Source organism: Bacillus mycoides, assembly GCF_000832605.1.
Lineage (GTDB): Bacteria > Bacillota > Bacilli > Bacillales > Bacillaceae_G > Bacillus_A > Bacillus_A mycoides.
Window position 1 is genome coordinate 2,540,221 of record NZ_CP009692.1, and the last position, 23,561, is coordinate 2,563,781.

The 23,561-nt window shown below is 34.0% G+C and carries 24 protein-coding genes and 1 other annotated feature; of the genes, 15 read left to right on the forward strand and 9 right to left on the reverse strand.

What is annotated here, in order from left to right:
• Positions 1 to 7 precede the first annotated feature (7 nt).
• Positions 8 to 1,129 carry an AI-2E family transporter gene (locus tag BG05_RS15010; protein ID WP_002128308.1) on the forward strand — a complete coding sequence of 374 codons (1,122 nt, stop codon included), beginning with the start codon at positions 8 to 10 and terminating at the stop codon, positions 1,127 to 1,129.
• Between the two features lie 350 nt (positions 1,130 to 1,479).
• Here the strand turns inward: BG05_RS15010 and BG05_RS15015 are convergent, their stop codons facing one another.
• Entirely contained in the window at positions 1,480 to 2,049 is a 570-nt protein-coding gene (locus tag BG05_RS15015) for a DUF2812 domain-containing protein (RefSeq protein WP_033734171.1), read from the reverse strand.
• Positions 2,036 to 2,353: a PadR family transcriptional regulator gene (locus BG05_RS15020; RefSeq protein ID WP_000681020.1), complete on the reverse strand. Its 318-nt coding sequence runs from the start codon at positions 2,351 to 2,353 to the stop codon at positions 2,036 to 2,038. The genes BG05_RS15015 and BG05_RS15020 overlap by 14 nt, the downstream gene beginning before the upstream one ends.
• Positions 2,354 to 2,767: 414 nt before the next feature.
• Here BG05_RS15020 and BG05_RS15025 point away from each other — a divergent pair, with 414 nt between their 5' ends.
• Positions 2,768 to 3,865, forward strand: coding sequence for a hypothetical protein (locus BG05_RS15025; protein WP_003190507.1), 1,098 nt, complete (start codon positions 2,768 to 2,770; stop codon positions 3,863 to 3,865).
• A 358-nt stretch (positions 3,866 to 4,223) separates the two neighbouring features.
• Here BG05_RS15025 and BG05_RS15030 read toward each other — a convergent pair whose 3' ends face one another.
• The 4 genes from BG05_RS15030 to BG05_RS15045 all read right to left on the reverse strand — a co-directional run bounded on the left by BG05_RS15030 (position 4,224) and on the right by BG05_RS15045 (position 9,235).
• Positions 4,224 to 4,604: a DUF6262 family protein gene (locus BG05_RS15030; protein WP_033734165.1), complete on the reverse strand. Its 381-nt coding sequence runs from the start codon at positions 4,602 to 4,604 to the stop codon at positions 4,224 to 4,226.
• A complete protein-coding gene (locus tag BG05_RS15035; protein WP_003190504.1) occupies positions 4,597 to 6,708 on the reverse strand; it encodes a tyrosine-type recombinase/integrase in 2,112 nt (703 codons plus the stop codon). Before BG05_RS15035 ends, BG05_RS15030 begins: the two co-directional genes overlap by 8 nt.
• A 13-nt stretch (positions 6,709 to 6,721) precedes the next feature.
• Complete coding sequence (locus BG05_RS15040) at positions 6,722 to 7,843, reverse strand: tyrosine-type recombinase/integrase (protein ID WP_003190502.1); 1,122 nt, start codon at positions 7,841 to 7,843, stop codon at positions 6,722 to 6,724.
• A 234-nt stretch (positions 7,844 to 8,077) separates the two neighbouring features.
• Positions 8,078 to 9,235: a 1-deoxy-D-xylulose-5-phosphate reductoisomerase gene (locus BG05_RS15045; RefSeq protein WP_002014005.1), complete on the reverse strand. Its 1,158-nt coding sequence runs from the start codon at positions 9,233 to 9,235 to the stop codon at positions 8,078 to 8,080.
• A gap of 137 nt (positions 9,236 to 9,372) precedes the next feature.
• Positions 9,373 to 9,579 (forward strand) — a binding site (T-box leader).
• Positions 9,580 to 9,584: 5 nt separating this feature from the next.
• On the opposite strand from BG05_RS15045, the gene BG05_RS15050 reads away from it, so the two are divergent.
• The 6 genes from BG05_RS15050 to BG05_RS15075 all read left to right on the forward strand — a co-directional run bounded on the left by BG05_RS15050 (position 9,585) and on the right by BG05_RS15075 (position 14,612).
• Positions 9,585 to 10,622 (forward strand): tryptophan--tRNA ligase, encoded by a 1,038-nt coding sequence (locus BG05_RS15050; protein WP_078203911.1) that lies wholly within the window; start codon positions 9,585 to 9,587, stop codon positions 10,620 to 10,622.
• A gap of 221 nt (positions 10,623 to 10,843) precedes the next feature.
• Positions 10,844 to 11,407 (forward strand): maltose acetyltransferase domain-containing protein, encoded by a 564-nt coding sequence (locus BG05_RS15055; RefSeq protein WP_003190497.1) that lies wholly within the window; start codon positions 10,844 to 10,846, stop codon positions 11,405 to 11,407.
• A gap of 69 nt (positions 11,408 to 11,476) precedes the next feature.
• A complete protein-coding gene (locus tag BG05_RS15060) occupies positions 11,477 to 12,670 on the forward strand; it encodes an MFS transporter (protein ID WP_003190495.1) in 1,194 nt (397 codons plus the stop codon).
• Between the two features lie 123 nt (positions 12,671 to 12,793).
• Positions 12,794 to 13,834 carry an ROK family transcriptional regulator gene (locus BG05_RS15065; RefSeq protein ID WP_016127323.1) on the forward strand — a complete coding sequence of 347 codons (1,041 nt, stop codon included), beginning with the start codon at positions 12,794 to 12,796 and terminating at the stop codon, positions 13,832 to 13,834.
• 45 nt (positions 13,835 to 13,879) lie between these two features.
• A complete protein-coding gene (locus tag BG05_RS15070) occupies positions 13,880 to 14,260 on the forward strand; it encodes a VOC family protein (RefSeq protein WP_033734160.1) in 381 nt (126 codons plus the stop codon).
• 97 nt (positions 14,261 to 14,357) lie between these two features.
• Positions 14,358 to 14,612 carry a YbeF family protein gene (locus BG05_RS15075; protein ID WP_002167951.1) on the forward strand — a complete coding sequence of 85 codons (255 nt, stop codon included), beginning with the start codon at positions 14,358 to 14,360 and terminating at the stop codon, positions 14,610 to 14,612.
• 118 nt (positions 14,613 to 14,730) lie between these two features.
• Here BG05_RS15075 and BG05_RS15080 read toward each other — a convergent pair whose 3' ends face one another.
• The gene (locus BG05_RS15080; protein WP_002128299.1) at positions 14,731 to 15,180 is read right to left on the reverse strand and encodes an NUDIX hydrolase; all 450 of its coding nucleotides are present in this window, start codon (positions 15,178 to 15,180) and stop codon (positions 14,731 to 14,733) included.
• Between the two features lie 17 nt (positions 15,181 to 15,197).
• Positions 15,198 to 16,037, reverse strand: a complete 840-nt coding sequence (locus BG05_RS15085) for a DUF2785 domain-containing protein (protein ID WP_002013997.1) — start codon at positions 16,035 to 16,037, stop codon at positions 15,198 to 15,200.
• Positions 16,038 to 16,160: 123 nt separating this feature from the next.
• On the opposite strand from BG05_RS15085, the gene BG05_RS15090 reads away from it, so the two are divergent.
• From BG05_RS15090 to BG05_RS15100, 3 genes are all read left to right on the forward strand, one after another.
• Positions 16,161 to 16,883: a GNAT family N-acetyltransferase gene (locus BG05_RS15090; RefSeq protein ID WP_002128297.1), complete on the forward strand. Its 723-nt coding sequence runs from the start codon at positions 16,161 to 16,163 to the stop codon at positions 16,881 to 16,883.
• Positions 16,884 to 17,063: 180 nt separating this feature from the next.
• Positions 17,064 to 18,095, forward strand: a complete 1,032-nt coding sequence (locus BG05_RS15095; RefSeq protein ID WP_003190487.1) for a tyrosine-protein phosphatase — start codon at positions 17,064 to 17,066, stop codon at positions 18,093 to 18,095.
• A 155-nt stretch (positions 18,096 to 18,250) separates the two neighbouring features.
• Positions 18,251 to 18,961: a YjjG family noncanonical pyrimidine nucleotidase gene (locus BG05_RS15100; protein WP_002185361.1), complete on the forward strand. Its 711-nt coding sequence runs from the start codon at positions 18,251 to 18,253 to the stop codon at positions 18,959 to 18,961.
• Between the two features lie 426 nt (positions 18,962 to 19,387).
• Here the strand turns inward: BG05_RS15100 and BG05_RS15105 are convergent, their stop codons facing one another.
• Positions 19,388 to 19,885, reverse strand: coding sequence for a DinB family protein (locus BG05_RS15105; RefSeq protein ID WP_002128293.1), 498 nt, complete (start codon positions 19,883 to 19,885; stop codon positions 19,388 to 19,390).
• Between the two features lie 536 nt (positions 19,886 to 20,421).
• On the opposite strand from BG05_RS15105, the gene BG05_RS15110 reads away from it, so the two are divergent.
• The 4 genes from BG05_RS15110 to BG05_RS15125 all read left to right on the forward strand — a co-directional run bounded on the left by BG05_RS15110 (position 20,422) and on the right by BG05_RS15125 (position 23,448).
• Positions 20,422 to 21,384, forward strand: a complete 963-nt coding sequence (locus BG05_RS15110; RefSeq protein WP_003190484.1) for a tubby C-terminal domain-like protein — start codon at positions 20,422 to 20,424, stop codon at positions 21,382 to 21,384.
• 258 nt (positions 21,385 to 21,642) lie between these two features.
• Positions 21,643 to 22,143, forward strand: a complete 501-nt coding sequence (locus BG05_RS15115) for a sigma-70 family RNA polymerase sigma factor (RefSeq protein ID WP_002066381.1) — start codon at positions 21,643 to 21,645, stop codon at positions 22,141 to 22,143.
• Positions 22,133 to 23,155, forward strand: a complete 1,023-nt coding sequence (locus BG05_RS15120) for an anti-sigma factor (protein WP_002128290.1) — start codon at positions 22,133 to 22,135, stop codon at positions 23,153 to 23,155. The genes BG05_RS15115 and BG05_RS15120 overlap by 11 nt, the downstream gene beginning before the upstream one ends.
• On the forward strand, positions 23,137 to 23,448 hold the full coding sequence (locus BG05_RS15125; RefSeq protein WP_002128289.1) for a hypothetical protein: 312 nt from the start codon (positions 23,137 to 23,139) through the stop codon (positions 23,446 to 23,448). Before BG05_RS15120 ends, BG05_RS15125 begins: the two co-directional genes overlap by 19 nt.
• Positions 23,449 to 23,561 lie beyond the last annotated feature (113 nt).

A 23,561-nucleotide genomic window follows, 5' to 3' on the forward strand; every position in this document is an offset into this window, starting at 1 on the left:
GGTACATTTGGAGAAAGTAAATATAAGAAAAAGAGATAAGTTGAAAAAGTTTTTTAAAGAACAAAATTATTTAGCTGTACTACTTGGATTCGCGTTGCTGTTTGTAAATATATTATTACTTACAAAAATATCATTCGTCTTTACACCGTTCGTCGTATTTTTAAAAACAATCTTTTTCCCAGTATTATTAGCGGGAGTACTATTTTATATATTGCATCCATTCGTTTCTCTTTTAGAAAGAAAAGGTGTGTCGAGAATTGTGTCAATTGCCTCGATATATATAATTGTTCTTGGATTATTTGTTTTTCTTGCGGTCACGGTTATTCCAATTATTAAAGATCAAGTAAATGCTTTAATAGATAACTTGCCATATTTCGGGCATGAAATCGAAAGGGCAGCACGTAAATTTGGAGAAAGTAATGTAATTGGTAGAATGCAGGAAAGTTTAAATGTTGATTTTGCTAATATTGTAAAAGATTCTACAATGAACTTTACAAAATCATTATCATCAGTAACAGGAAATGTAACTGGATTTTTAAGTACAATTACTGAAGTTGTTTTAACATTTGTAATGGTTCCATTTATTTTGTTCTATCTTTTAAAAGATGGTGAGCAATTACCGAATCATTTTTTAAAGTTTATATCTGAGCAAAGACAACCAGCTGCGAAGAGAATACTAGATGATATGCATTATGCGATTAGTTCGTATATTAGAGGACAAATTATTGTTAGTTTATTTATCGGTATTATGCTATTAATCGGTTATCTTATTATTGGTATTAAATATGCGGTACTACTTGCTATTTTAGCGATGATTGTAAATATCGTTCCGTACGTAGGACCAATCATTGCAATTACACCAGCTTTAATTATCGCATTTATCGACTCGCCATCAATGGTGTTAAAAGTAATTATCGTTATGATGATTGTACAATTAGCAGAAGGTAAATTTATTTCTCCGCAAGTCATGGGGAAAAAGTTAGATATTCACCCGATTACTATTATATTTATCATTTTAACTGCGGGGAATTTATTTGGAATTATGGGGATTATTTTAGCAATTCCAGGGTATGCGATATTAAAAGTTTTAGTTACGCACGGTTATAGATTTGTGAAGTTGAATACGTGAAAAAAGAGCTAAAACAGAAAACTTTATCAAGACCTAATTTATAAAAAACGTTATTAATTCAATCCCTCTAACATATTAGATATATCTAATATGTTAGAGGGATTTTTTAAGATGATTAATCAAAAAAAGAGGAACATCTCGTTAAATGTGTATAAAGACAATAAAGTTATTTAACTTTATTACCTAAAACAAGCATAACCCCATACTAAATTTAGGACGGGGTTAAAATATAGTTATTTAATTTTCGATATAAGATACTTCACTTTACTCAAAAATATAACAATAAAGTCGTTTGGAAATCTAAGGTTTATTCAACAATAGGGCGCAATTCTGGAAAATTTAAAAAACGTTTATTTTTCTTTTAACATTGAATACTTTTGATAATTTTTATAGAAGCTGATACCAACGAAAACAAGCATAAGGGCTGGAAGCAACCTCAAAAGGACAAATGGAGTTTCAAATAATAATGCTTTCCAAAAAAATGCACCTTTCATACTCCAAAGACCTTCAGTTAAATATACACCTGAATTCTTGTAAAGCATATGAAAATAAGGCAATAACAGTATACCAATACCAGATGAATAACCCATCAATCTTTTATAATAATTGCTCTTTGATTGGCGATCCGAGAAGATTTCATTTTGATCATCATCTTCTTTTTGCCAATATCGAGTTCCACTAAGCCAGGGCCCCTTTATATAGTTCCAACCGAAATCTTCATATATCTCTCTGTAATCTTTAAACTTTTTCTTTGACAAATAATCTTGATAATCCAGTCGCATCACATATCTCTTGTCGGTTTTTTCGAAAGTGTATACTCCTAATCCACTAATATTTGTACAACGATAGCCTTTTTGTAATTGCTCATTCAGCCATTGCTCCTCTTTTTCGATATCAAAAAATATCTTAGCTTTCTTCATTCGATTCACTTCCTTCGTACAGGGATAAAATATGTAATAGCCTATTTTGCTCCATTTTCAAAATGGCACTTCCTTCCGCAGTTATCATATAAACTTTTCTCCGACCTGACTCTCCAACAGATTCAATCCAACCATGCTTATTCAAGTTTTCAATCGCACCGTATAATGTACCAGCTGCTAAAATAACAGTACCGTTACTTATCTTTTCTATCTTCTGCATTACGGCATAGCCATGGAGTGGCTCACGCATAGCTAATAAAATATAATGCATGGTTTCAGACAACGGTAATAATTTATGTTTCATATCCTCACCCTTTATTCAGTTCGACTATATAGTTCAACTTAATAATAACGTAATACAGTTCAACTGAATAGTCAACAACATTTTCGAAATTAGTCAAAGGAACTTAAAATAAATAGCTTGATAACAAGGGGGAAATCAAGCTAAAAAGTCACTTTCCTTACGTAAGGGAAAGCGACTTTTTGTGTAGTCTTATTCAATTAAACGGCTCAATTGTTGAATAACATGACCAGCATTTTTTAAATAACGTTATTATGTTTTAAACGAATTTATTGTAAATTAAACAACTTTATTATCTCTGGACAAAATGAACACTTTGATTACATAGAGTTAAATGTATCAGTATGATAAACTTTATTTAACGACAATTATTGGAATTAATGAAGATTAATAGATTTTTGGGAGGATAAATTAAATATGTCAGCCATTCACACTGCTTATTATGACTTAATGGGAATGTCCTATTTGTTAAGATTACAAAAGAACCAAAAGAATAATGCTGTACATATATTCCCTTTAGCTAGGGACATATGTCTAATACTATATCAAATAAATAAAGAACTCTTTGATGATTCTATTTCTATTGATCCAAACATAAAAAAAATTAGACATCGCGTCAAATTATATGAAAAGCGCGATAACATAAAAATATATAATCGAATAATGGATTTTCATATTAATCAATTTGGTAATGATATAGATAATTTAGGCTTTTATTTAAAGGAAAGACAGTTAGTAGGGAGTACTATCTATCCAACTTATATATTTATTGATACTGATTTTTTTCCGGATTTATCACAAGAAAGCCAAATTGACTTTAAGAGTTTTTTTGTAAAGGTCGGTGAGACAATAAACTTACTAAAGGACAAGCTAGTAATAGATTCTAATGGTGCATTAGAGTACTCAGAATTCCCTATATTTGTTCATGATGATGAAAAAATGTACAGGGATAAGGATATTCATGATTCAGTGTTTTTTATTGGAGAGGCAGAAGAAAAAATTATAATAACAAGGTTAATCTTGTCTCTTCAGGAGGCTTCGACTTGTATATGGCTTTATAACATACTTCAATTGAATACAACTGAATTGAATCTAGATAAATATATTTTAATGAGATTATCATCTATAAAAATTGATGAAGTTATGGACAATATAAAAAACATTAGTAAATTTTTGAAAGGAAAATTTACTAAAATAGATGAAAGTCACAATTATGAATTTTCCCGTTTGATAAGTGATTATGATAAGGATATTGGAGAAGAATGTAGGGTATTAAGGAACATGATTCATTATAATAAAAATGATGTAAACTTTCTTGATTATTTACATATAAAACTGGCTGATGATAGTACATATATCGATGGACTATTAAACAAAATAATAAATAATTATATGGAGCCATTATGTCTATTAATAACTAATTATCTGGATGTTGATAATAAGAGAAGTATGAGTGACTGGGAAAAGATTTACAAACGTCTTAATTCAAGGCTAAGTGGGATTCTAAGGGGGTAAATATCCTCTATTATATAGGGGGATTCTTTACTAATATTGAGTGACAATATTGCTTTTAAATTAAAAATAAAATCGTTTAAATAACGGTTAAGTTGTTATCATTTACAATAATCGCTTAACTTTTTACAGCTACTACCCTTACCTTCTCTTGTATATTTAGCGAGAGTTTTACAATGTGAATTATATAACCATTACAATTCCTACATACAAAAATTAAACAACTTTATTTTTACAAAAAGACTATTATCTAACGTAACAATGCCGATCCATCAAGTGAATATTAAGCATCTTTATTGTCACTGTACATCTTCGACTATGCTTCGATAGTGAAGAAGAGGAGGGAGAACAACGTTCTCCTTCATATTTTTTTGTAAACATCTCCATAAGCAACTTTAAGCTGTTCTCTAAGTTGCTTGTTTTCTTCCGCCAATTTCTTGTTTTTCCTTTTTAGAGCCGCGATAAGGGCATCCTTATTATTTTCGTTCATTTTTCGTTTTATTTGTTTGGGTGTAGGTACTTGTGATTGTTGTTCTCGTAATGTTTCAATCCTAGAACGGAAGTCCTTGTTGTTATAAAGTGTTGCTTTTGATACATTAGCTTCAAAAGATACACTGTTAAAGTTTATCTTTTTATTAGCTTTTATAAGCCTTTTAATGGCTTCATCTACCTTCTGATAGGTGTTAGCCTTACGGTTGGCATGAATCTCTTTCAAATGTGTAGCACGGTCATATTCAGTCATTTTTAACACCTAACTTTCGTTTCACCCGATCTTGTCTACCAAAGATAACATTTCCATCTTGGAGGGTATTTAAAATATTTTGGTAACGTTGTAGATTCTTTTGGTTCCTCTCCGCAATATCCTCTCTACCACGTTGTTTTGCTATTTCAATTGCTTTCGTAGTGGTTTTAATGTGAAGTTCATATTTTTGTTTATCTAACTCTGAAAACCCCACCGCTAAGTCCTTACATGGAGTTTGATTATCACCACAAGTTAGACAAGGCGGGGCTTCCATATGAGGGCAGTTTCCGTTTAAACGAGCGTGGCACGTTCCATAAGGGTTGTCCATCGCATTTAGCTTGTGGTCTTGCCACAAGGCATTTAATATGTCTGTTGGAATATCTTCTCCTGATTTGATTTCTAGTACTTGACCGTTTAAGTCAAAACTAAAAACACCTTGCTTTATGACCGATTCAAACGCTTTTCTTTTGGTATCATCTAATAGCTTGGCATATCTTAATGTCATTTCGGGGGAAGCATGGGCCATTAACTCTTGTACGGTTAAAATATCCGCACCACCATTTAACATTTTTACACCGTAAGTGTGTCGAAATTGATGGGTTTTGAAGTGAAACAAGTTGCCACTTTCGTCAGTAATGTTTTTTCGTTTTGCTAATACATTTAGTTGCGTTCTAACCCACCCTTGATCAAATGGTTTTCCTTTTCGTTGACCACGATAGCGAACGAAAATATACCCTTCGGGATTGTTTTCTTTATTACTAAGTTTTTTTGATTTATCAATTAGAACTGCAAGCATATCTGCTAATTCATTGTCAATGGGGATTCGATGCCCTTTGACATAGGTTTTTTCAATATCTGTTTCAATCGAGTATTGACCATTTAGTTGTACTAAACAATCCATAGTTATACTTAAAACTTCTGATATTCTTAGGCCTGTTTTAAAAGCAACCCAGACGACAGGAATGATATCTTTATGCAAATCATTAATATGAGTAAAAAGTTGTTCCAATACATAGTCGGGGATATAATCAATTTGATCAATTGATTTCTTTCTTAGTTTTGGTTTATCTTCAGGGAAGATCAACAATCGTACATGGGTTTCGGGAGCCATCTCATATTCATATCGTTGAATATCTTCAAGAAACTTTTGTAAGGTATTCAATGAACTGGCTACATAACTTTCGGGGTGTGAATTTCGTTTTTTTAGATTGTTTTTAGCGTATTTATGTAAATATTCAATGTATTTTTCGATGTGAGTTCGTTTTAAAAATTTTATATCCTCCCACGTTGGCTCTAAGGAAAATATAAACGCGAAAAACATTGGGAGACCTTTTAGATAAGTAATTGCGGTCTGCCAAGAGAATTTGTTTGTACTAAGCAAACGTTGTTTAAAGTATTTTTTAACTTGTTCTCGAACTCTTTCGTCTACCTTTGAGAAATCAAGATAATACATTGCTATACTTTGATTGTAATCAAACCCATATTTATCATGTAAAATACGAATATCCCATTTTTCCTTTTCCCATTCTTCTCGCTGGTCAGTGAGTTGAAAAAAAGTAGTGTAAATTGTTCTTAAATGAACTGCTACTTCATTTTTGAATGTGAGACTCTTTCTTATTAAGTATTTTTGTGTTCTATGAGTTTTAATTCCTTTTTCATTCAACCAAAATAAATACTCTCGTTCTACTTTATCAATGTCTAATTCCAATAAAGATGTTAGTTTGGGATATTTATCATTTAAAAATTCTGTCATTCTTCTTAGTGGACTTTGAGCAATAAAAATATTATTGAGTGTCCATAAGTCATTAAATAGGTGCTGATAATAGACATACTTCACTTCTAAATTTAGCGAAGGATTGTTAAGTTGAAAATGAATACTTTTATTTGAAGAGTTATAGTTTTCTACCACTTCTTCGAACTGGCTAATCTCACCTAAAAAATCAATTTTCCATTTGTCGTTGACTAAGAAGTATGAATTGTTTACTTGTTCAATTGTAACAGAACGATCTTCATTTACTGTTTTTTCGGGATAGGTGGACAGTTCTTTTTGTAATCTTTCATGAAAGCCTACTGTGTCTACATGAACATTATTAATTTGCTTCATCCAGTAACTCCTTTTAGTTATTTTTCTTTAGGTCAAATTCGGATTGTGCTTTCTCCCACACTTCTCGAATATCTTCATCAGAAGGATGAAGATATAGATTCATCGTTGTTTGAATTTGGGAATGTCCTAATCGTTCTTGCACTTGTTTAATATCTTTTGTTTTTTGATAGTAGATTGTAGCATGTGTATGCCGAAATAAATGTGGGTGAAGGTTTATCCCTGTTTTCTTCTTTAAGCGCTTAAAAAGGGCCTCTACATTCCAATATTCCATGGGTTTTCCTATATCTTTTCCGCGCAATTTCACAAAAACAAAGTTAGAGTCAAATTCTAATTCATCAATCACTTCATACAAGTAATCATCATATAAATCCATTAACGACTGTGATACGAAAATTTCTCGTTCTCCTGTTTTTAACATAGCCCCATTTTCTAATTCCCCTCGATTTACTAAACGAATCCGATGTCCTTTTTGATGGTCAAAAATAAAATCCTCCATAAATAGAGAGAGAGCTTCTCCAATACGCAATCCCGTTTCAAATAACAGTTGAATCAAAAATGTATCCCGTATATTCGTAGTTGCTTGTATCACTTGTTGTACTTGTTCTTTTGTCAGTGTGTTTACTTTTTTGCGTGGTTCTTTTAATTTTAGTACATTTCTAATAGCGGGCTTGTCCTTATTGACATGATGTAGGAAACTTTTGTAACGTGAGTATCCTCCTATAAACCCTTGTTTCATTAACTTTTCCATCATGTCATTTTGTACTTCTTCATTTCGAAATAAGTAATCATAGAAGTTTGCTATAACGGTAATTGTAAGGTTAATTGTTTTTTCTGTTCGCTTTGCTTTCTCTTGTTGAAGAGGAGTGACATTTGAACTCTGGTAGGGGCTTCTTAACCATCCTACAAAGTCAACTAAATCTTCTAATCTAATAAACTTGTAATCTTTGTTTGTTTCTTCTAAGTAGGTATAAAAATGTTTTAAGGAATAACAATATGTCTTTTGAGTATTAGGTCTTTTCCCTGTGTTATCTAAATACTTTATATATTTCATAACTGGCAGTACAGGAAATCCTTCTTGATTCAGTAATATATATCTTTTGTTGTTATTCTCTATAAGAACCTCTTGTATCCTCATAGCACTTCACTCCTAAAAAATATTAACGCATGGTCTAAAGACTGCACTACGCCTCCCGCTATGGGCTACGTCCGTTAACTGGATTGTACTGATTTTTCTGAATAAAGTATACATATTAAACTATATTTTCAATATCTTTATAACTAATCTAATATGTATAAGAAAAGAGGATATATGCTCATATATTGAACATATTATCCTCTTATTAGTTTAGTCTATTTAAAGAAACCTGTTTTAGCTCTTTTTCATTAACAATTGATTTGTGTATTGGCGTGCCCATTGATCAGCTTCTAATATATCATCGAGTGAAGGATCTTTTACGTTATGATGAGCTTCAACTGTATTGTAAATTGTTTTTTCGATATCGAAAAATGCAATTTCATTTTTAAGAAATAGTGCATTTGCAATTTCGTTCGCTGCATTTAATACGGCTGGAGTTGTACCGCCAATTTTTCCACATTCAAATGCATATTGTAGACAGGGGAACTTCTCTAAATTTGGTTTTTCAAAATGCAAACTACCAATTTCTAATAAATTTAATTTTTCATAGGATGAAGGTAGTCGAGTAGGGTAGTGAAACGCATATTGAATCGGCATTCTCATATCAGGAGCACCGAGCTGTGCCATGACTGATCCATCAATAAATTCCACTAAAGAGTGAATGATACTTTCTTTATGAATCATAACATCAATTTTTTCATAAGGAATATCGAATAGCCACTTAGCTTCCATCACTTCAAACCCTTTATTCATTAACGTGGCAGAATCTATCGTTAGTTTTGCGCCCATTAACCAGTTTGGGTGTTTTAAAGCATCCTTCGCTTGTAATATTTTCATTTCTTCACGTGTTTTATCACGAAAAGCGCCGCCAGAAGCTGTAACAATTAATTTTTCGATTTCCTTATTATTTTCCCCATTTAAACATTGGAAAATGGCTGAATGTTCACTATCAACTGGAATTAGGCGGCATCCGTTTTGTTTCGCTAGTTCGGTGACGATATGTCCAGCTGCAACTAAAGTTTCTTTGTTAGCGATAGCGATATCTTTCTTCGCCTTTAATGCTTCAATTGTTGGGAGTAAACCTGAAACACCGACAACTGAACTTAATACAAGATTTGTATCAGGATGGGTAGATACTTCAAGTAAACCATCAGTTCCATATGTAATTTTTGTATTTGTTGAAATACGAGAACGTAATGTGTCCGCTAATTCTTTTGTCGCTACGCTTACAATACGAGGCTGAAAAGATTCGATTTGTTTTTCGAGAAGATCGATATTATAATTTGCGGTTAAACCGACGATTTTAAAATGTTCAGGATGAGCGGAAACGACATCTAATGCAGATGTGCCAATGGATCCTGTTGAACCTAAAATGGATATATATTTTACCATGAAAAAACCTCCAAAGTTGTTTCGAGTATTTCTGCAAACCTATATATTATTAGACAATTAAGGTGGAAATTCCTGCTATATAAAACAGAAAATCAGGGTTTAATTGGAAAGGAAATGTGATAAACTGTAAAAAAAACTAAAAAGCAATGAAAGAGAAGAGTACATATTCAAAACTTTTCAGAGAGCTGATATTTGGTGGGAATCAGTAAGTGATGAATATGGAATGGGCTCTGGAGCTTCTAGCTTAAATGAGTAGGCGAAGACGGTTACTTCACGTTAAGAAGTTGAAGTGAGCTATAATATAGCTAATTAAGGTGGTACCGCGGGAGTCTCTCGTCCTTTTTTTAGGATGAGGGGCTCTTTTTATTTTGAGAAAGGAGGAGTTAGGATGAGCGAGAAAATTATGTTAACAGGAATTAAACCAACAGGTTACCCGCATTTAGGCAATTATATTGGTGCGATTAAACCTGCATTACAAATGTCAAAAAACAAAGAAGGAAAAGCGTTATATTTCATAGCAGACTATCATGCGTTAAATGCTGTGCATGATCCAGCAAAGTTCAGTAGTTACACGAAAGAGGTAGCAGCTACATGGTTATCACTCGGACTTGGAGAAGATGTTATTTTCTATCGACAAACAGAAGTGCCAGAGATTCTAGAATTAGCTTGGATATTAGCTTGTCTAACTCCGAAAGGACTTATGAATCGTGCCCATGCATATAAAGCGAAGGTAGAGCAAAATAAAGAAGCGGGATTAGAAATTGATGCAGGTGTGAATATGGGATTATATACGTACCCGATTTTAATGGCGGCTGATATATTATTATTTCAAGCTACTCATGTACCTGTCGGAAAAGATCAAATTCAGCATATTGAAATTGCTCGTGACATTGCGACGTACTTTAATCATACATTTGGTATGACATTTACGCTTCCAGAGTATGTCATACAAGAAGAAGGGGCAATTTTACCGGGACTTGATGGAAGAAAGATGAGTAAAAGTTACGGAAATGTTATCCCATTATTTGCAGAGCAAGAAAAACTTAGAAAGTTAATATTTAAAATAAAAACAGATTCCTCACTTCCGAATGAACCGAAAGAACTAGAAACGTTATTTATGATATATAAAGAATTTGCGAAGGAAGACGAAATTCAGGCGTTACGCGAAAAGTATGAGACTGGAATCGGATGGGGCGATGTGAAAAAAGAGTTATTCCGCGTTGTAAATCGTGAACTCTCAGGACCTAGGGGAAAATACGGAAATTATATGAATGATCCACATTTACTATATGAAGCGTTAGAAAAAGGTGCTGAGAGGGCGCGGGCTATTGCGAAGGTGAATTTGGTGGAAATTAAAAAACAGATTGGATTTGAGAGGGGACGCTGAGCGCTCCCTTGTTTTTTTCTATGTGAATCTTAATTATTTATTCGTTTTATCTGCATGTAAAATGAGGGATTCGCATTTTTTACTGAATTTATTAATTGCATATTAATAAAAATATGTTAATATAGGGTTACTTATTAAACGTGTTTAATAAGTAACATTAAAGTCACTTATTAAACTAATTTAATAAGTTTGATTCATTCGATAACGAAGGAGATGATTAGATGAAAACTGAGAAAGAAAAGATGTTGGCGGGAGAAATGTATATTGCGGATGACGAAGAATTAGTAGCTGATAGGATTGAGGCAAAACGTTTAACACGCCTTTATAACGAGGCGATGGAGACTGGTGATGAAAGCCGCTTTACCTTGTTAGAGCAGCTTTTAGGTTCTTCAGCTGACGGAAAAACCCACATTAATCCTGATTTTCGTTGTGATTACGGCTACAATATCCACATTGGAAAGAGCTTTTTCGCAAATTTCAATTGTGTTATTTTGGACGTTTGTAAAGTTCGAATCGGTGATAATTGTATGTTTGCACCTGGTGTCCATATTTATACGGCCACTCATCCTTTACATCCGGTAGAGCGGAATTCTGGAAAAGAATATGGAAAGCCTGTAAAGATTGGTAACAATGTTTGGGTTGGTGGGGGAGCTATTATTAACCCTGGTATTTCAATTGGAGACAACGCTGTAATTGCTTCAGGGGCAGTTGTGACAAAAGATGTACCTAATAATGTAGTAGTTGGTGGTAATCCAGCCAAAGTTATGAAAATGATAGACTTATAGAAATCATTTTTCACGGATGCATGAATAAACTGGTGTCGTATCGTATAGACAATGTGAAAGGTGTTTCATATGAAGAAAAATAGTGCGTATAATCATACAAAGACATTACTTGCCTCTCGAAATGCTCTTTTTCTCTTATTTGCTTTGCCAGGTGTCGCGTTTGCTACATGGATTTCAAGAACAGCAGCTACTCGAGATATGTTAGCAGTGTCAAATGCAGAAATGGGCTGGATTTTATTCGGACTATCTGTCGGTTCAATAATTGGTTTACTGAGTGCAAGCCGCTTCATTGACTGTAAGGGAGCTAGAGACGTTATTATAGGCAGTATGTTTTTTATGATTGTTGGATTGATTTGTTTAGGTATAAATATTTATTTTGTTTCTAGTATGGGGGCTTTTAGTAGCTTACTAGTATTTGGAGTAGGCTACGGATTGGCGGAAGTCGCATTGAATGTAGAAGGTTCTTCCATTGAGCAGAAATTAGGAACAACTCTTCTTCCGAAATTCCATGGCTTTTTTAGTGTAGGAACTTTAGTAGGCGCGCTCAGTGGTTCTGTCGCAGCGTCGCTTCACATCCCGATTCTGTATCAGTTTCTTGCGATTTCGGTCGTGTTTGTATTACTTGTATGTATGGTGTATCGTTTTCTTCCGCATGGAACAGGAAAGAAGGAGAAATCGTGGAACAAAAGGAGAGAGAAGCATACGACCTTACGTATGGAAAAAAAGGTGCTTTTAATTGGTCTTTTTGTACTCGGAATGGCATTTGCAGAAGGTAGTGCAAATGATTGGCTACCTATCGTGATGGTAGATGGACACGAGCAAAGTATAGTGGCAGGTTCTATTATGTACACAATTTTTGTATTAGCAATGACGTTAACTCGTATGTGTAGCAGCTATTTCCTTGATCGATTCGGTCGTGTCGCTGTCGTACGTGCCACCATTATGATGGCGATTCTAGGAATTTCAATCGTAATATTTGGGAGTAATTCGTATTTTCTAGCATTTGGTGTAGTACTGTGGGGGATTGGTGCAGCGCTAGGGTTCCCAATTGGTCTGTCAGCTGCTGGAGATGACCGTGAAAATGCGACTTCTAATGTTGCTGCAGTTTCTATAATCGGTTATACAGCATTTTTAGTCGGACCACCATTCTTAGGTATACTGGGGGAAGCATTCGGGATACGCAATGCCTTGTTAGCTGTTTTATTATTTGTTCTCTTGTCTGGAATTGTATCGTCTGTTACGAGAGAGAATAAATCGAGCTAAATAAGGAGTGCATGCCAGCGGAAATGTATCATCTCTATTGCTTTAGAAAATGATGTATGATATATTGTCAACGCAACTTATTAAAAGTGTTTAATAAGTATGTTGATTAAGGTGGTGAGCGATTTGAGTGAACAATTTGTTACTCAAAAATCGATTAAAGAGACGATCCTTCGCGGCATTCGTACAGCTCTTCTAGAGCAAGGAAGTGCGACGAAAGTTGAGCTTAGTAATACATTAGAAATTAGTTTTCCAACTGTGAGTAAATTTATAGAAAATATGAAACAAGACGGTGAAGTCACTTTAGTCGGTTTAGATGATTCAAGTGGCGGAAGAAGAGCGAAACGATATGCGTATAATCCGGAATATATGTTAGGTCTAGCGATATTTTTAGAAAAAAATGAGACAAACTATACAATTTTCAACTGTTTAGGGGAAGTAAAAGAACAAGGAAGTACTTCAAGTGTATTAATTGATACTGGCGTAAATCTATTATCTAAACATATTGAAAGTCTTATAGCTACATTCCCGAAAATAAGCTCTATATCAATTGGTGTGCCTGGTTCGGTTGATAATGGTCGTATTTTTTATATACCTGGTTATGAAAAGTTCCAAAATTTTAATTTGAAAAGTCATTTGGAGGATCTGTTTTCTATACCTGTAGTAATAGAAAATGATATGAATGCCGCAGTCCTTGGCTATTATAAAAATACTGGAAATAATGATAAATCATCTCTTGTATATTTGTATTCAGGTCAAAACGGCCCAGGGGCGGGAATTATGATAAATGGAGATGTGGTACGAGGGAGTACCTTTTTCTCAGGGGAGATATCTTTCGTTCCACAGTATGATAATAAAAACTTCTTACAATCTTTGAGAAGTGAAGATGCAGTAAGAGATTCAAATAATCCAGAGCAATATAATATAGATGCCATTACTCGTTTAATAGCTACATGTATAGCTATTATTAACCCTCATGCCTTTATCTTCTGTGATGATGAATTGAATCAATTCGTAATAGATCAAATTGTAAAAACTTGTCCGAAGTACATTCCGGCAGAACATATTCCGAAAATAACAGTGAGCGATTGGAAAGAAGATTATTTATATGGATTAAAAAGTCTTGGACTTGATCTGATGATAACAAGAACAAGCAAAGAAAATTAAATATCAAATTGTTGGTTGAATACTGTAAAAGAAAAGGTGTCGATTATGAACATTGAACATGTAGCAATTTGGGTAAATGATTTAGAAGGAATGCGTGATTTCTATAAACAGTACTTTGGTGGTGAAGAAAATAGCTTATATCACAATTCGAAAAAGCAGTTTGAATCTTATTTTATAACTTTTGAAGGTGGAGCGCGTCTAGAACTTATGAGACAAGTAGGGATAGACGGTAAAACACAAGTACAAACAATAGGATATGCGCATATTGCTTTTTCTGTAGGTAGTAAAGAAAAAGTGAACGAATTAACTAATACATTAAGAGAAGCAGGATACCCTGTGTTAAACGGCCCGCGTACTACAGGGGATGGTTACTATGAAAGTGTAGTAAGTGATCCTGAAGGAAATCAGATTGAGATAACAATCTAACATTATATTTATTAATAACTGATAAAAAATAAAACTTTGTTGTTCCCCAAAATGTTTACGAGAAACCTATTATTTCTTCAGAAAGGGGGACATAACAGTGAGTGAATTCATTTTTATTTTCTGTATATATCCATTGCTTATTTTTATTTTTTCAATAGCTGGGACATATAAATTAGGTGCATTTTATGTGATGCCAATGGTAATATTTCTTATTTTTCTTATGTTAAATGTTACATTGTATGATCCATCATTTTTCTTTTGGGTGGGCATGTATACTATTTTTTCATTCATTACTTCTTATATAACACTCTTATTTGTAAGGGGATATACAGCTGTAGAAAGTGAACGTTAATATCATTTGGTTATTTTTGGGGGAATAGGGATTTATGCTGAACGATAACAACCTCATTTCGCGTTATCATGACGGGAAATGAGGTTGTTTTATTTCTATATACAATATGTAATGTTTTTTAATTGGAGTGCTGAAACTCCCTAATAATACGTTCAATAACTGGATGAAGAGTAATAGGTAACTCATCAAGCGGAAAGAAGCGTAATTCTTTTGACTCAGTTTGATCACATATAAGCTGACCGTGGAATTCTCGGCAAATATAAACAACGAGTACACCATGTACTTGATCCCCGTTTGGATAGATTTGAAAGAAATCAGGTCCTGAGTATGTACGGAATAGTTCTGGATTTTTAATGATAAGTCCAGTTTCTTCATATACTTCTCGTTGTAAAGCGTCTTCTAACGTTTCGTTATATTCTAAGGCGCCACCAATAATGCCCCAGCGATTAAAATCTGTACGGAGCTGCAATAATATTTCATTTTTCTCATTTAATATAATGGCGTGTGATCCGATTAAAATGAGTGGATGATTTCCTACTAGATTTCTCATGTCTTCAATATAGCCCATAATTCTTCTCCTTATATTTAATAATAATTAGGCAGTTCTTTTAACATTTTTTCTGTTTTACGTGCTGTAAATGCTAAGTTATGATCATCTTTTGTTCTAAAAAATAATGTGCGTAAAAAGATTTTAATGTTTGCGCATAAAATACAATACTCATTAAGGGAAAGGCGTTTTCTAATTTGAGGAAGCCTTTTTATTTTTTTATAAATAATTGAAATTAACTCATCTTGCGGGAAGTCATGATATAGCATAGATAGTAACGGTGTAACAATTCGTTCATCTTCATTATTATGAAAAAGATCCGATGGGATGAAAATTTTATTTAATAAACAATGAATTAATTCCTCGTACCATTCAAAGGTCGTATAGGAATTGTGAACAATTTCAGAAAAGGCATCAGATACGTGGGCAAGACAATGAGCCCATCCTTTATTTTCAATATAGCCTCGAAAATCCATTTCTAAGTTTGTGTATGTAATGAGTTTGTTTTTTATTTCTTCGATATCCTCCTCTGTAAAAAAGTAGTGCGAGTTAGCGAATTGGAGTATTAATGCAAGTAACGAAACAGTATAAGAACGAGTGAAAACCCCATCTGTAAGTGGGGAGTGAATGTCACAATATAAATACTCATCACTTAAACAAGTTTGTAGAAGTAATTTCAACTGATCATCCATAAGGAATTCATGATGAATGAAATGTGCAAAACATTTATATATAAGTTGGTAACGAACGTAACTATCAGTTGTTCCGATATACTGAAGCATATTGAGCGTTAACTCATTAATATCTATATGTTGCAGTTGCGTATAGTCATTTTGTTGTATAAGCTCTAACTGTTGTTGCAGCGCTGTAATATCCAATGGAGAACCTCCTCCGCACTTTAAAGATGCGATGTTTTCTAGTATTCTATATATTCAAGGACAATCCTGCTCATGCAAGGAGAACAAGTAGAAATTCGAGTATGACATAGATGAGGGAAGTATATGATGACTATAGAACAGTTAGAAAAACATTTTAAAATAAGAAAAAATGCTTCTTCTATAATGATAAAAGAAAATGATGCAGAGGTTTTTACAGAAGAGCAATTAGAAGAGATAATGCAATATTGCGTTGCTGAAGCTGAAAAAGATGGAATAGAAGAATTTCAATTTGAGATTTCTTCAAAAAGCCCAAATTATGATGTGTATAAGAAATGTTTCGAAACGTATTCATTTGAATATATTACTGAAAACATGATTGTATTTAAGGATATATATGAAGTGGAAGATATAAAAAGTGATATTGATTTTAAGCTTATTGAAGAGATGGGCGAAGACGCTTTTTATTCACTGTGGAATGAAGTGACGGGAGAACAAATCGATTATGATCAATTTGTAAATACGATGCTACAAGAAATAGGTGGGCAATGGAAAGAACATTGTTTAACAGCAAGTATCGATGAAGAGCCAATAGGAATTGTAATCCCGCATATTGAAAGAGGTACGTTAGAAGAAGGAAAACTTATGTATTTCGCAGTCGCTCCAAATATGCGAAATAAAGGGTATGAAGCAGCATTCTTTACAGGGGCAATGTTTGTCTTAAAAGAAATAGGCGCATCTTATTATATTGGCGAGACAAATGTACAAAACGAGTGGATGAAGGATGTCTTTGAAAAGAACGGATGTCAGCAGCTGAGCTCTACTGAGCGATATGTGAGAAGGTTTTAGAAGGATGGATGGCTTACTCTCTCGAACTCATTTAGCGGGAATCCGTGTACAACTTATGAACAAGTAAAAGAACTTTTTGCATGTTTGTAAGATAAAAAGAAAAATCGAAACGACAAAGTAAGCGTTCCTATAATACAATAGAGAAGGATTAGACTATACGAAGAAAGCGTTGGTGAAAGTATGAAGCAACAAAGAAATTGGCTACAAGCAACTGTAGAACGAAATGAAGATAATACGTTACATATAAAGTGGGAAAATAATATAGAAGAAGTTCGTATTTATTGGAGTACTTCACCAAATCATATTGAAGAAAATGGAGAATTACTTGTAACAGTAAGTGGGGATTCAGCATGTACAATTGAAAACCCGAGTGAAAATGAGCGTCCATATTTTAGGTTAGTAGGAAGTAATGGACAAGCAGTGACAGTAGCTGAGCGTAGATTACCATTACAAGGTGCGTTTAACTTCCGTGATATGGGAGGATATGAAACGACTGAAGGCCGTAAAGTAAAATGGGGTAAATTGTATCGTTCTGAAGAATTAGCAGGATTAACAGAATGGGATATCGAGTATTTACAGAAGTCTAGCTTAAAATTAATTTGTGACTACCGTACAGATTTTGAAGTGAAGCATAAGCCGAACCCAAGTGTTACAGGTGCTCGTCAAGTGTGCTTACCAGTTATGCAAGACTTGGCGAAAGACTTGAATATAAATGAATTTTTCCAAGTTGGTGACCTTTCTATGTTAGGGAAACCAGGCGAGTATCTTGTGAAAATGAATCAAGATTTCGTAAGTGGTAATGAAGCATTCGTGAGCTTCTTAAAACTGGCGCAAAACCCGGAAAACTTACCGTTAGTAAACCACTGTACAGCTGGAAAAGACCGTACAGGATTTGGCTCAGCATTATTATTACTTTTACTAGGTGTACCGGAAAAAACAGTAATGGAAGACTACTTACTAAGTAACGGTTTCCGTGAAAAGTTAAATGAAAAAATGATGGCCTTTTTAGGTGCGAAATTACAGAACGACGAAAGTAGAGTAATATTAGGTGCAATGTTTGAAGCACGTGCTGAGTATTTACAAGCTGCGATTGATGAAGTTAAAAAGCAATATGGATCAGTGGAAGCATACGCTGAAAAAGCTCTTGGCTTTACGAAAGAATCGTTAGAGGAAATGAAAGTGTTATTGCTAGAAGATAAAGTGAAACTTTAATCAGTGGGGGCATCCCCACTGATTATTAGCCTTCACCAATCGGACTGCCCGTTAATGCGGGATAAATAATGAGGAGGGAGGCTGATTGGATTAGCCTCCTTTTATTATTGTTGCTATAATTAAGCTATGAGAATATAGGAATTGAGGCGAACATCATGAAATACAAAGTAATACTATTCGACGTAGACGATACATTATTAGATTTCCCTGAAACAGAAAGAAACGCATTACATAACGCGTTTGTACAATTTGGCATGCCTACAGGATATAATGATTATCTTGCAAGTTATAAAGAGATTAGTAATGGATTATGGAGAGATTTAGAGAATAAAATGATTACGCTAAGTGAATTAGCGGTAGATCGATTTAGACAATTATTTGCTCTTCATAATATAGAAGTAGACGCGCAGCATTTTAGTGACGTATACCTTGAAAACTTAGGAAAAGAAGTACATCTTATAGATGGTGCAGTGAAACTATGTGAGAATCTTCAAGATTGTAAGTTAGGTATCATTACGAATGGATATACAAAAGTGCAACAATCTAGAATTGGAAATTCGCCTTTATGTAACTTCTTTGATCATATTATTATTTCTGAAGAAGTCGGCCATCAAAAACCAGCGCGTGAGATTTTTGATTATGCTTTTGAGAAGTTTGGGATTACTGATAAATCAAGTGTACTAATGGTTGGAGATTCGCTAACTTCTGATATGAAAGGCGGAGAAGATTACGGTATTGATACGTGTTGGTATAATCCGAGTCTGAAAGAAAATACGGCAGGTGTTAAGCCGACCTATGAAGTGGAGAGCCTGCTACAAATTTTAGAAATTGCGGAAGTGGCGGAAGAAAAGGTAGCTTCATTTTAATAGAGTTAAGATTTTTCGATTAATTGATATATATTAAGTTACGGTAGATATATTTGAAAAATCGTTCATATAATTTCATATACTAAGGTATGGAACAAAAAAAGATGGTACCAAGTCAAAAAAATTTTACTGAAAGAAAACAGAAATAACACTAAATAATATATTTAGCTGTTTGTAATTGGTCATTACAAACAGCTAAAAAAAACGATTGCCTCTTAGGATCCAAGCAATCGTTTTTTTATTTTTTTCGGAGATGAAATTTGTATTTTTATACCCTATCTCCATCAAGTTTAAAAAATGTTTGTTCCCCAGTAATGAAAAAAATGAATTTAATTCTCATAAATAACTGTAAAGTGGTAAAAATTTCGTTTTGGGTGTAATTCAAAATCTTAAGTTAATGGGCATGGGGTGGAACCCTTTCCTTGTTTAGACCGGATATCCGCCTGTTGGCGGTGGCCAAGCACTAAATAATCTGCGAATCAGCACAATTTCTCCTAAATGGTAGGAGTTATGAGATGCAATATTCCGTAGAACACCGCCAGGGGTTTCACCAGGCCATTCCTCCAATGTTTTGTCCAATTGAACAGTTTGGGCGATCGTGCATGCCTGTTCAATCCCTTGAAGAAAATACTGAATAATCTGTTGCCACTCTTCCTCACTGCCAGGGCATTCTTCTTCAGGCCAGCTCTCTTTTACATGGGCAGGCAATGTAGGCTTCTTCCCCTGAGCGGATAATAAGAGAAAATCTTGCCAATAGGTCATGTGTTTCACTAATTGATAAATAGAATAAGGCAGTTCCTCTCTGCGTTTTCCCGCAAGCGCCACGTCTATATCCGATAAAGCATTCTTGATGGGAAGATGTCCTCGTTCTCCTCTTAACGATTTTACTAATGCCTGGCTAAACGCTTTATTTGATTGCTCCATAATAACTGACTCCCATCCTGTTTTATTTTCTAATTTGCTGATTTTATGATTCCGTCTTTTTTATATGTACTAAATAAATTATAGAAGCTTTACGACTATTAAGAGAAAGTAAAATAAGGCAAGAATCACTGACTTCTTAACGTACAGGAAATCGTAGGTTTTTATTTGATTAGTACCTTAATGTACAATTGTATTAACAGATAAATCAAAGGTTCGAATGACAACATTCAGGTCTGCGTTAATGTCAGCCACTTTTGATTTTAGCTTTTCCGATCCCTCCTGAATTTTATCCAATTGATTTTATTGTGAATGAACTATGAGTTGATTATAATAATTAGAGTGAACTCTAAGTCAAGAAAAAAATAATAAAAGGATAGTTATTCTATTATGAGGGAGTTCGCGAAGCAAAAATAGCGCTACTATTCTAAGGTCTTTCACGTGTTATAATGAGATAATTAAATATTCATATATACATAGTTTCTCAGAGTGATGCGATGTCATGTATGAGCTGTGTAACAACTAGAGGTGAGTGAAAGGTGTTAACGTTTTTATTTGAGTTAGACAAGGCTATCCCGCAGAAGGATGAGCCACGGTATGCCGCTTATGCAAATGGCTTTATTGAAGGGGATTTAACAATTTGCGTGAGTGACAGCGTATTTTTTCAGAAGTCATGCATGAAGGTTGCAGAGCTTGGCATTTATTTAGGACAGTGGATGGAACAAGTGAAACATGGGCAGAAAGAACAATTGAATTATGAAACGAGTGACCGTGAGGAAGTAATTCTCGGATTCGTATATGAAGAGGAAGATCAGTGGAGAGTTTTTTCCAGTTGGCAGCAATTTGAACTTCAAGAGCGTATATCAACTACAACATTAGTAGAGAGCGTTCAACGCTATTTATATGAGCTAAATAAGGAACTGCGCGCGATAGGATATCCTGTGACGTTTGATCAGTACTTAAGAGGAGAGCGAATGATGCAGCTTTCTTATAAACGACTGTGTGATAGTAAAGCGGATACGACTTCGATAGAGGTTTACAATGGAAGCGAAGGAGTAGGCGCAGTACGGGGCTATTATAAAAATACGTTGATGAAAGTGCTAGACTTCATTCCGAAAGTCGGTAGTAATATCATTTATGAAATAAAGGATAGTAAGAACAATATTCGCGTCATTGCAAAGGATGTAAGTAGGCAGCGTCAAAGAAGGATTTTAGTAACGTACATCGATAATAATGATGCAGAGCATGAAATACTTGTATGTGACGGAAAGTTATTAGATGCAAATTTCTTATTTACTTTTACATATAAGACAGAAGAATATGTTGTTCACAAAACTTCAATTGGGCTTGGAAAATTATTACGAAAGGGCTATGTAATCGCAGATTGGAATATTCGTCTTGAGGAAGATATGTATTACATCGAGATGAATGTATATGATGAGGATTATATTGAGGATCAATACTTACTGTTAGGCGTATTTCATGCGGTTTTGTATGGGTGATAAATGAAAAGTACTGGTATTCTTCATGGGAAGGATACCGGTATTTTTTATGTGGTTCTGGTGTGAAGATTGCATTTTGTCGCTTTTCTTTTTTTTGGAATTTACAGTTATAACATCGCGTATTTTGTTTATAATTTTAAATGGTTATTGAAATGTATAAATGTTATTTCTTTTTTTATAAATGAAAAATATAAAAAGGAAAAAATAATGCAACTTTTTAACACGCTTATTCGTGTTATATATGAAAGGAGGAGGGGGATGGAAATTGAAGAAATATATAAGGTTTATATAAACGATGTGTACCGGTATTTATTTTCCCTTTCTCGTAGCCATCACGTAGCGGAGGACTTGATGCAGGAGACTTTTTATCGGGCGTATCTTTATCTAGAAGACTATGAAAACCAAAAGGTAAAATCATGGCTTTTTAAAGTGGCATATCATACGTTTATTGATTTTGTAAGGAAAGAGAAAAAAGTAGCTTTTGTAGGAACGGAGGAATTAGAGACAATACAAGCAGGGGAATCTACAGAAGAGTATGTAGTCGCAAAAAATAGTTATGAAAAATTAATTCAGATTATTCATACTTTACCAGTGGTAGAGGCACAAGCTATTTTATTATGTGACGTACATCAATTAACGTACGAAGAGGGTGCTACTGTATTAGATTTAAAGGTAAATACTTATAAAAGTCACATATTTCGTGGGAGAAAGAGATTAAAAGAATTGTTAAAGGAGGAAAAGAGTCAAAATGACAAATGATAAACCTCATTCTGAACAAGATGATTATAAAGAATTGTTACAAGAAGCTCTTCATCAAAGACCAGATTCACTTCCTGATGGAAAACAGCAGCAAGTGTTGAAAATAGGTAAAAAAAGAGCTCGAATTACGAATGTGTTGATTGTATTTACTTTTTTATTACTTATTCAACCTATTTTATATATATCTACACTTTTATATTATACATTGGCACCTACAAACGCGATGGAGATACGGAATGTAGTAAATCAAACATTAAGTGTAACAGAACCTAATGTATTTATGAAAGAAAGGGACATGGAGCAAACATTGTTACCGCTTAGTTTACAATTGCATTTTGATTTGTATAAAAGGGTAGGAAAGAAAGATATTCGAATAGGAGAAGAGAAAACAGATTATTTATTAAGTAGAGCAACGAAAGTAAGCCGTGAATATACAACAGATGAAAAAATTCCGGAAGTCCCATATATAGATAACGAGGTATTATCTCATCCTAATAATTATAATGTGTCTTATAATAGTAGCGAGGAAGCTCAGGTATTAAAAGGTCTTCCACAAGAATCTGTTGTAGAAGCATTTGTATCTTTTAGAGAATTATTAAGTGTACAAGAGGTAACGGATACGTTTCCTACTATTGATATTGTTTGGTATGCCGTGAATACAGGATTAGAGGAGAAGCAAAAGAATGATGAGGGTCAGTATGTTGCCCCAATCGGTTTTCCAGCAGATATGATTTCAAGTCCAAGTGGTCCTTTTTTAAGTGACTCACCTCATGAGGAACAATTTATTGATGTGTTAAAGTCATTACGGAAGCATGAAGATTTAGCGGTGAAGCTATCTAGAGCGAAAACATTAGAGTTGTCAAAGCGTATTTCTTTCCTTGAAAAAAATGGGATAAAAACATACGGGGCAGTTGTAACTGGACCTAAAGGAGAAGTTGAAAAATTGATGAGCCATGAAAAAGTTAGAAACTTGAAAGTAGGTGAAGCGAGATTATGGAATTGGCATTCTTAAAAAAAAGAAAGAGTCATATTTATAAACAGGAAACGTGGATGGGTATTATTTCATTAATTATTGCCTTTCTAGCGTTATTGTATTTGAACATTACATTGCTTATTCAAGAAATATTTATAGGCGAAGGTTTTCGAGAAATAGTTGGAGCTGGATTGATGTGTTCAGTCGTAGGCATGCTCACAAAAAGCAAAAGTCGAAAATATGCATTGTGGGCATGTAGTTTATTTGTTTTTATGTTACTGTTTGCTGTATTTGGATTTATGTTAGGTTGGATGATAAGCTTTACGCCATAAATATGTGGAAAAGAGCGAATGTAGATTCGCTCTTTTTAATGTGTAAAAAGTAAACTAGATAAGAGAAGAACCTATCAAATTTGAAAGGAGAGCACTATGCATCTAGGCTGTGG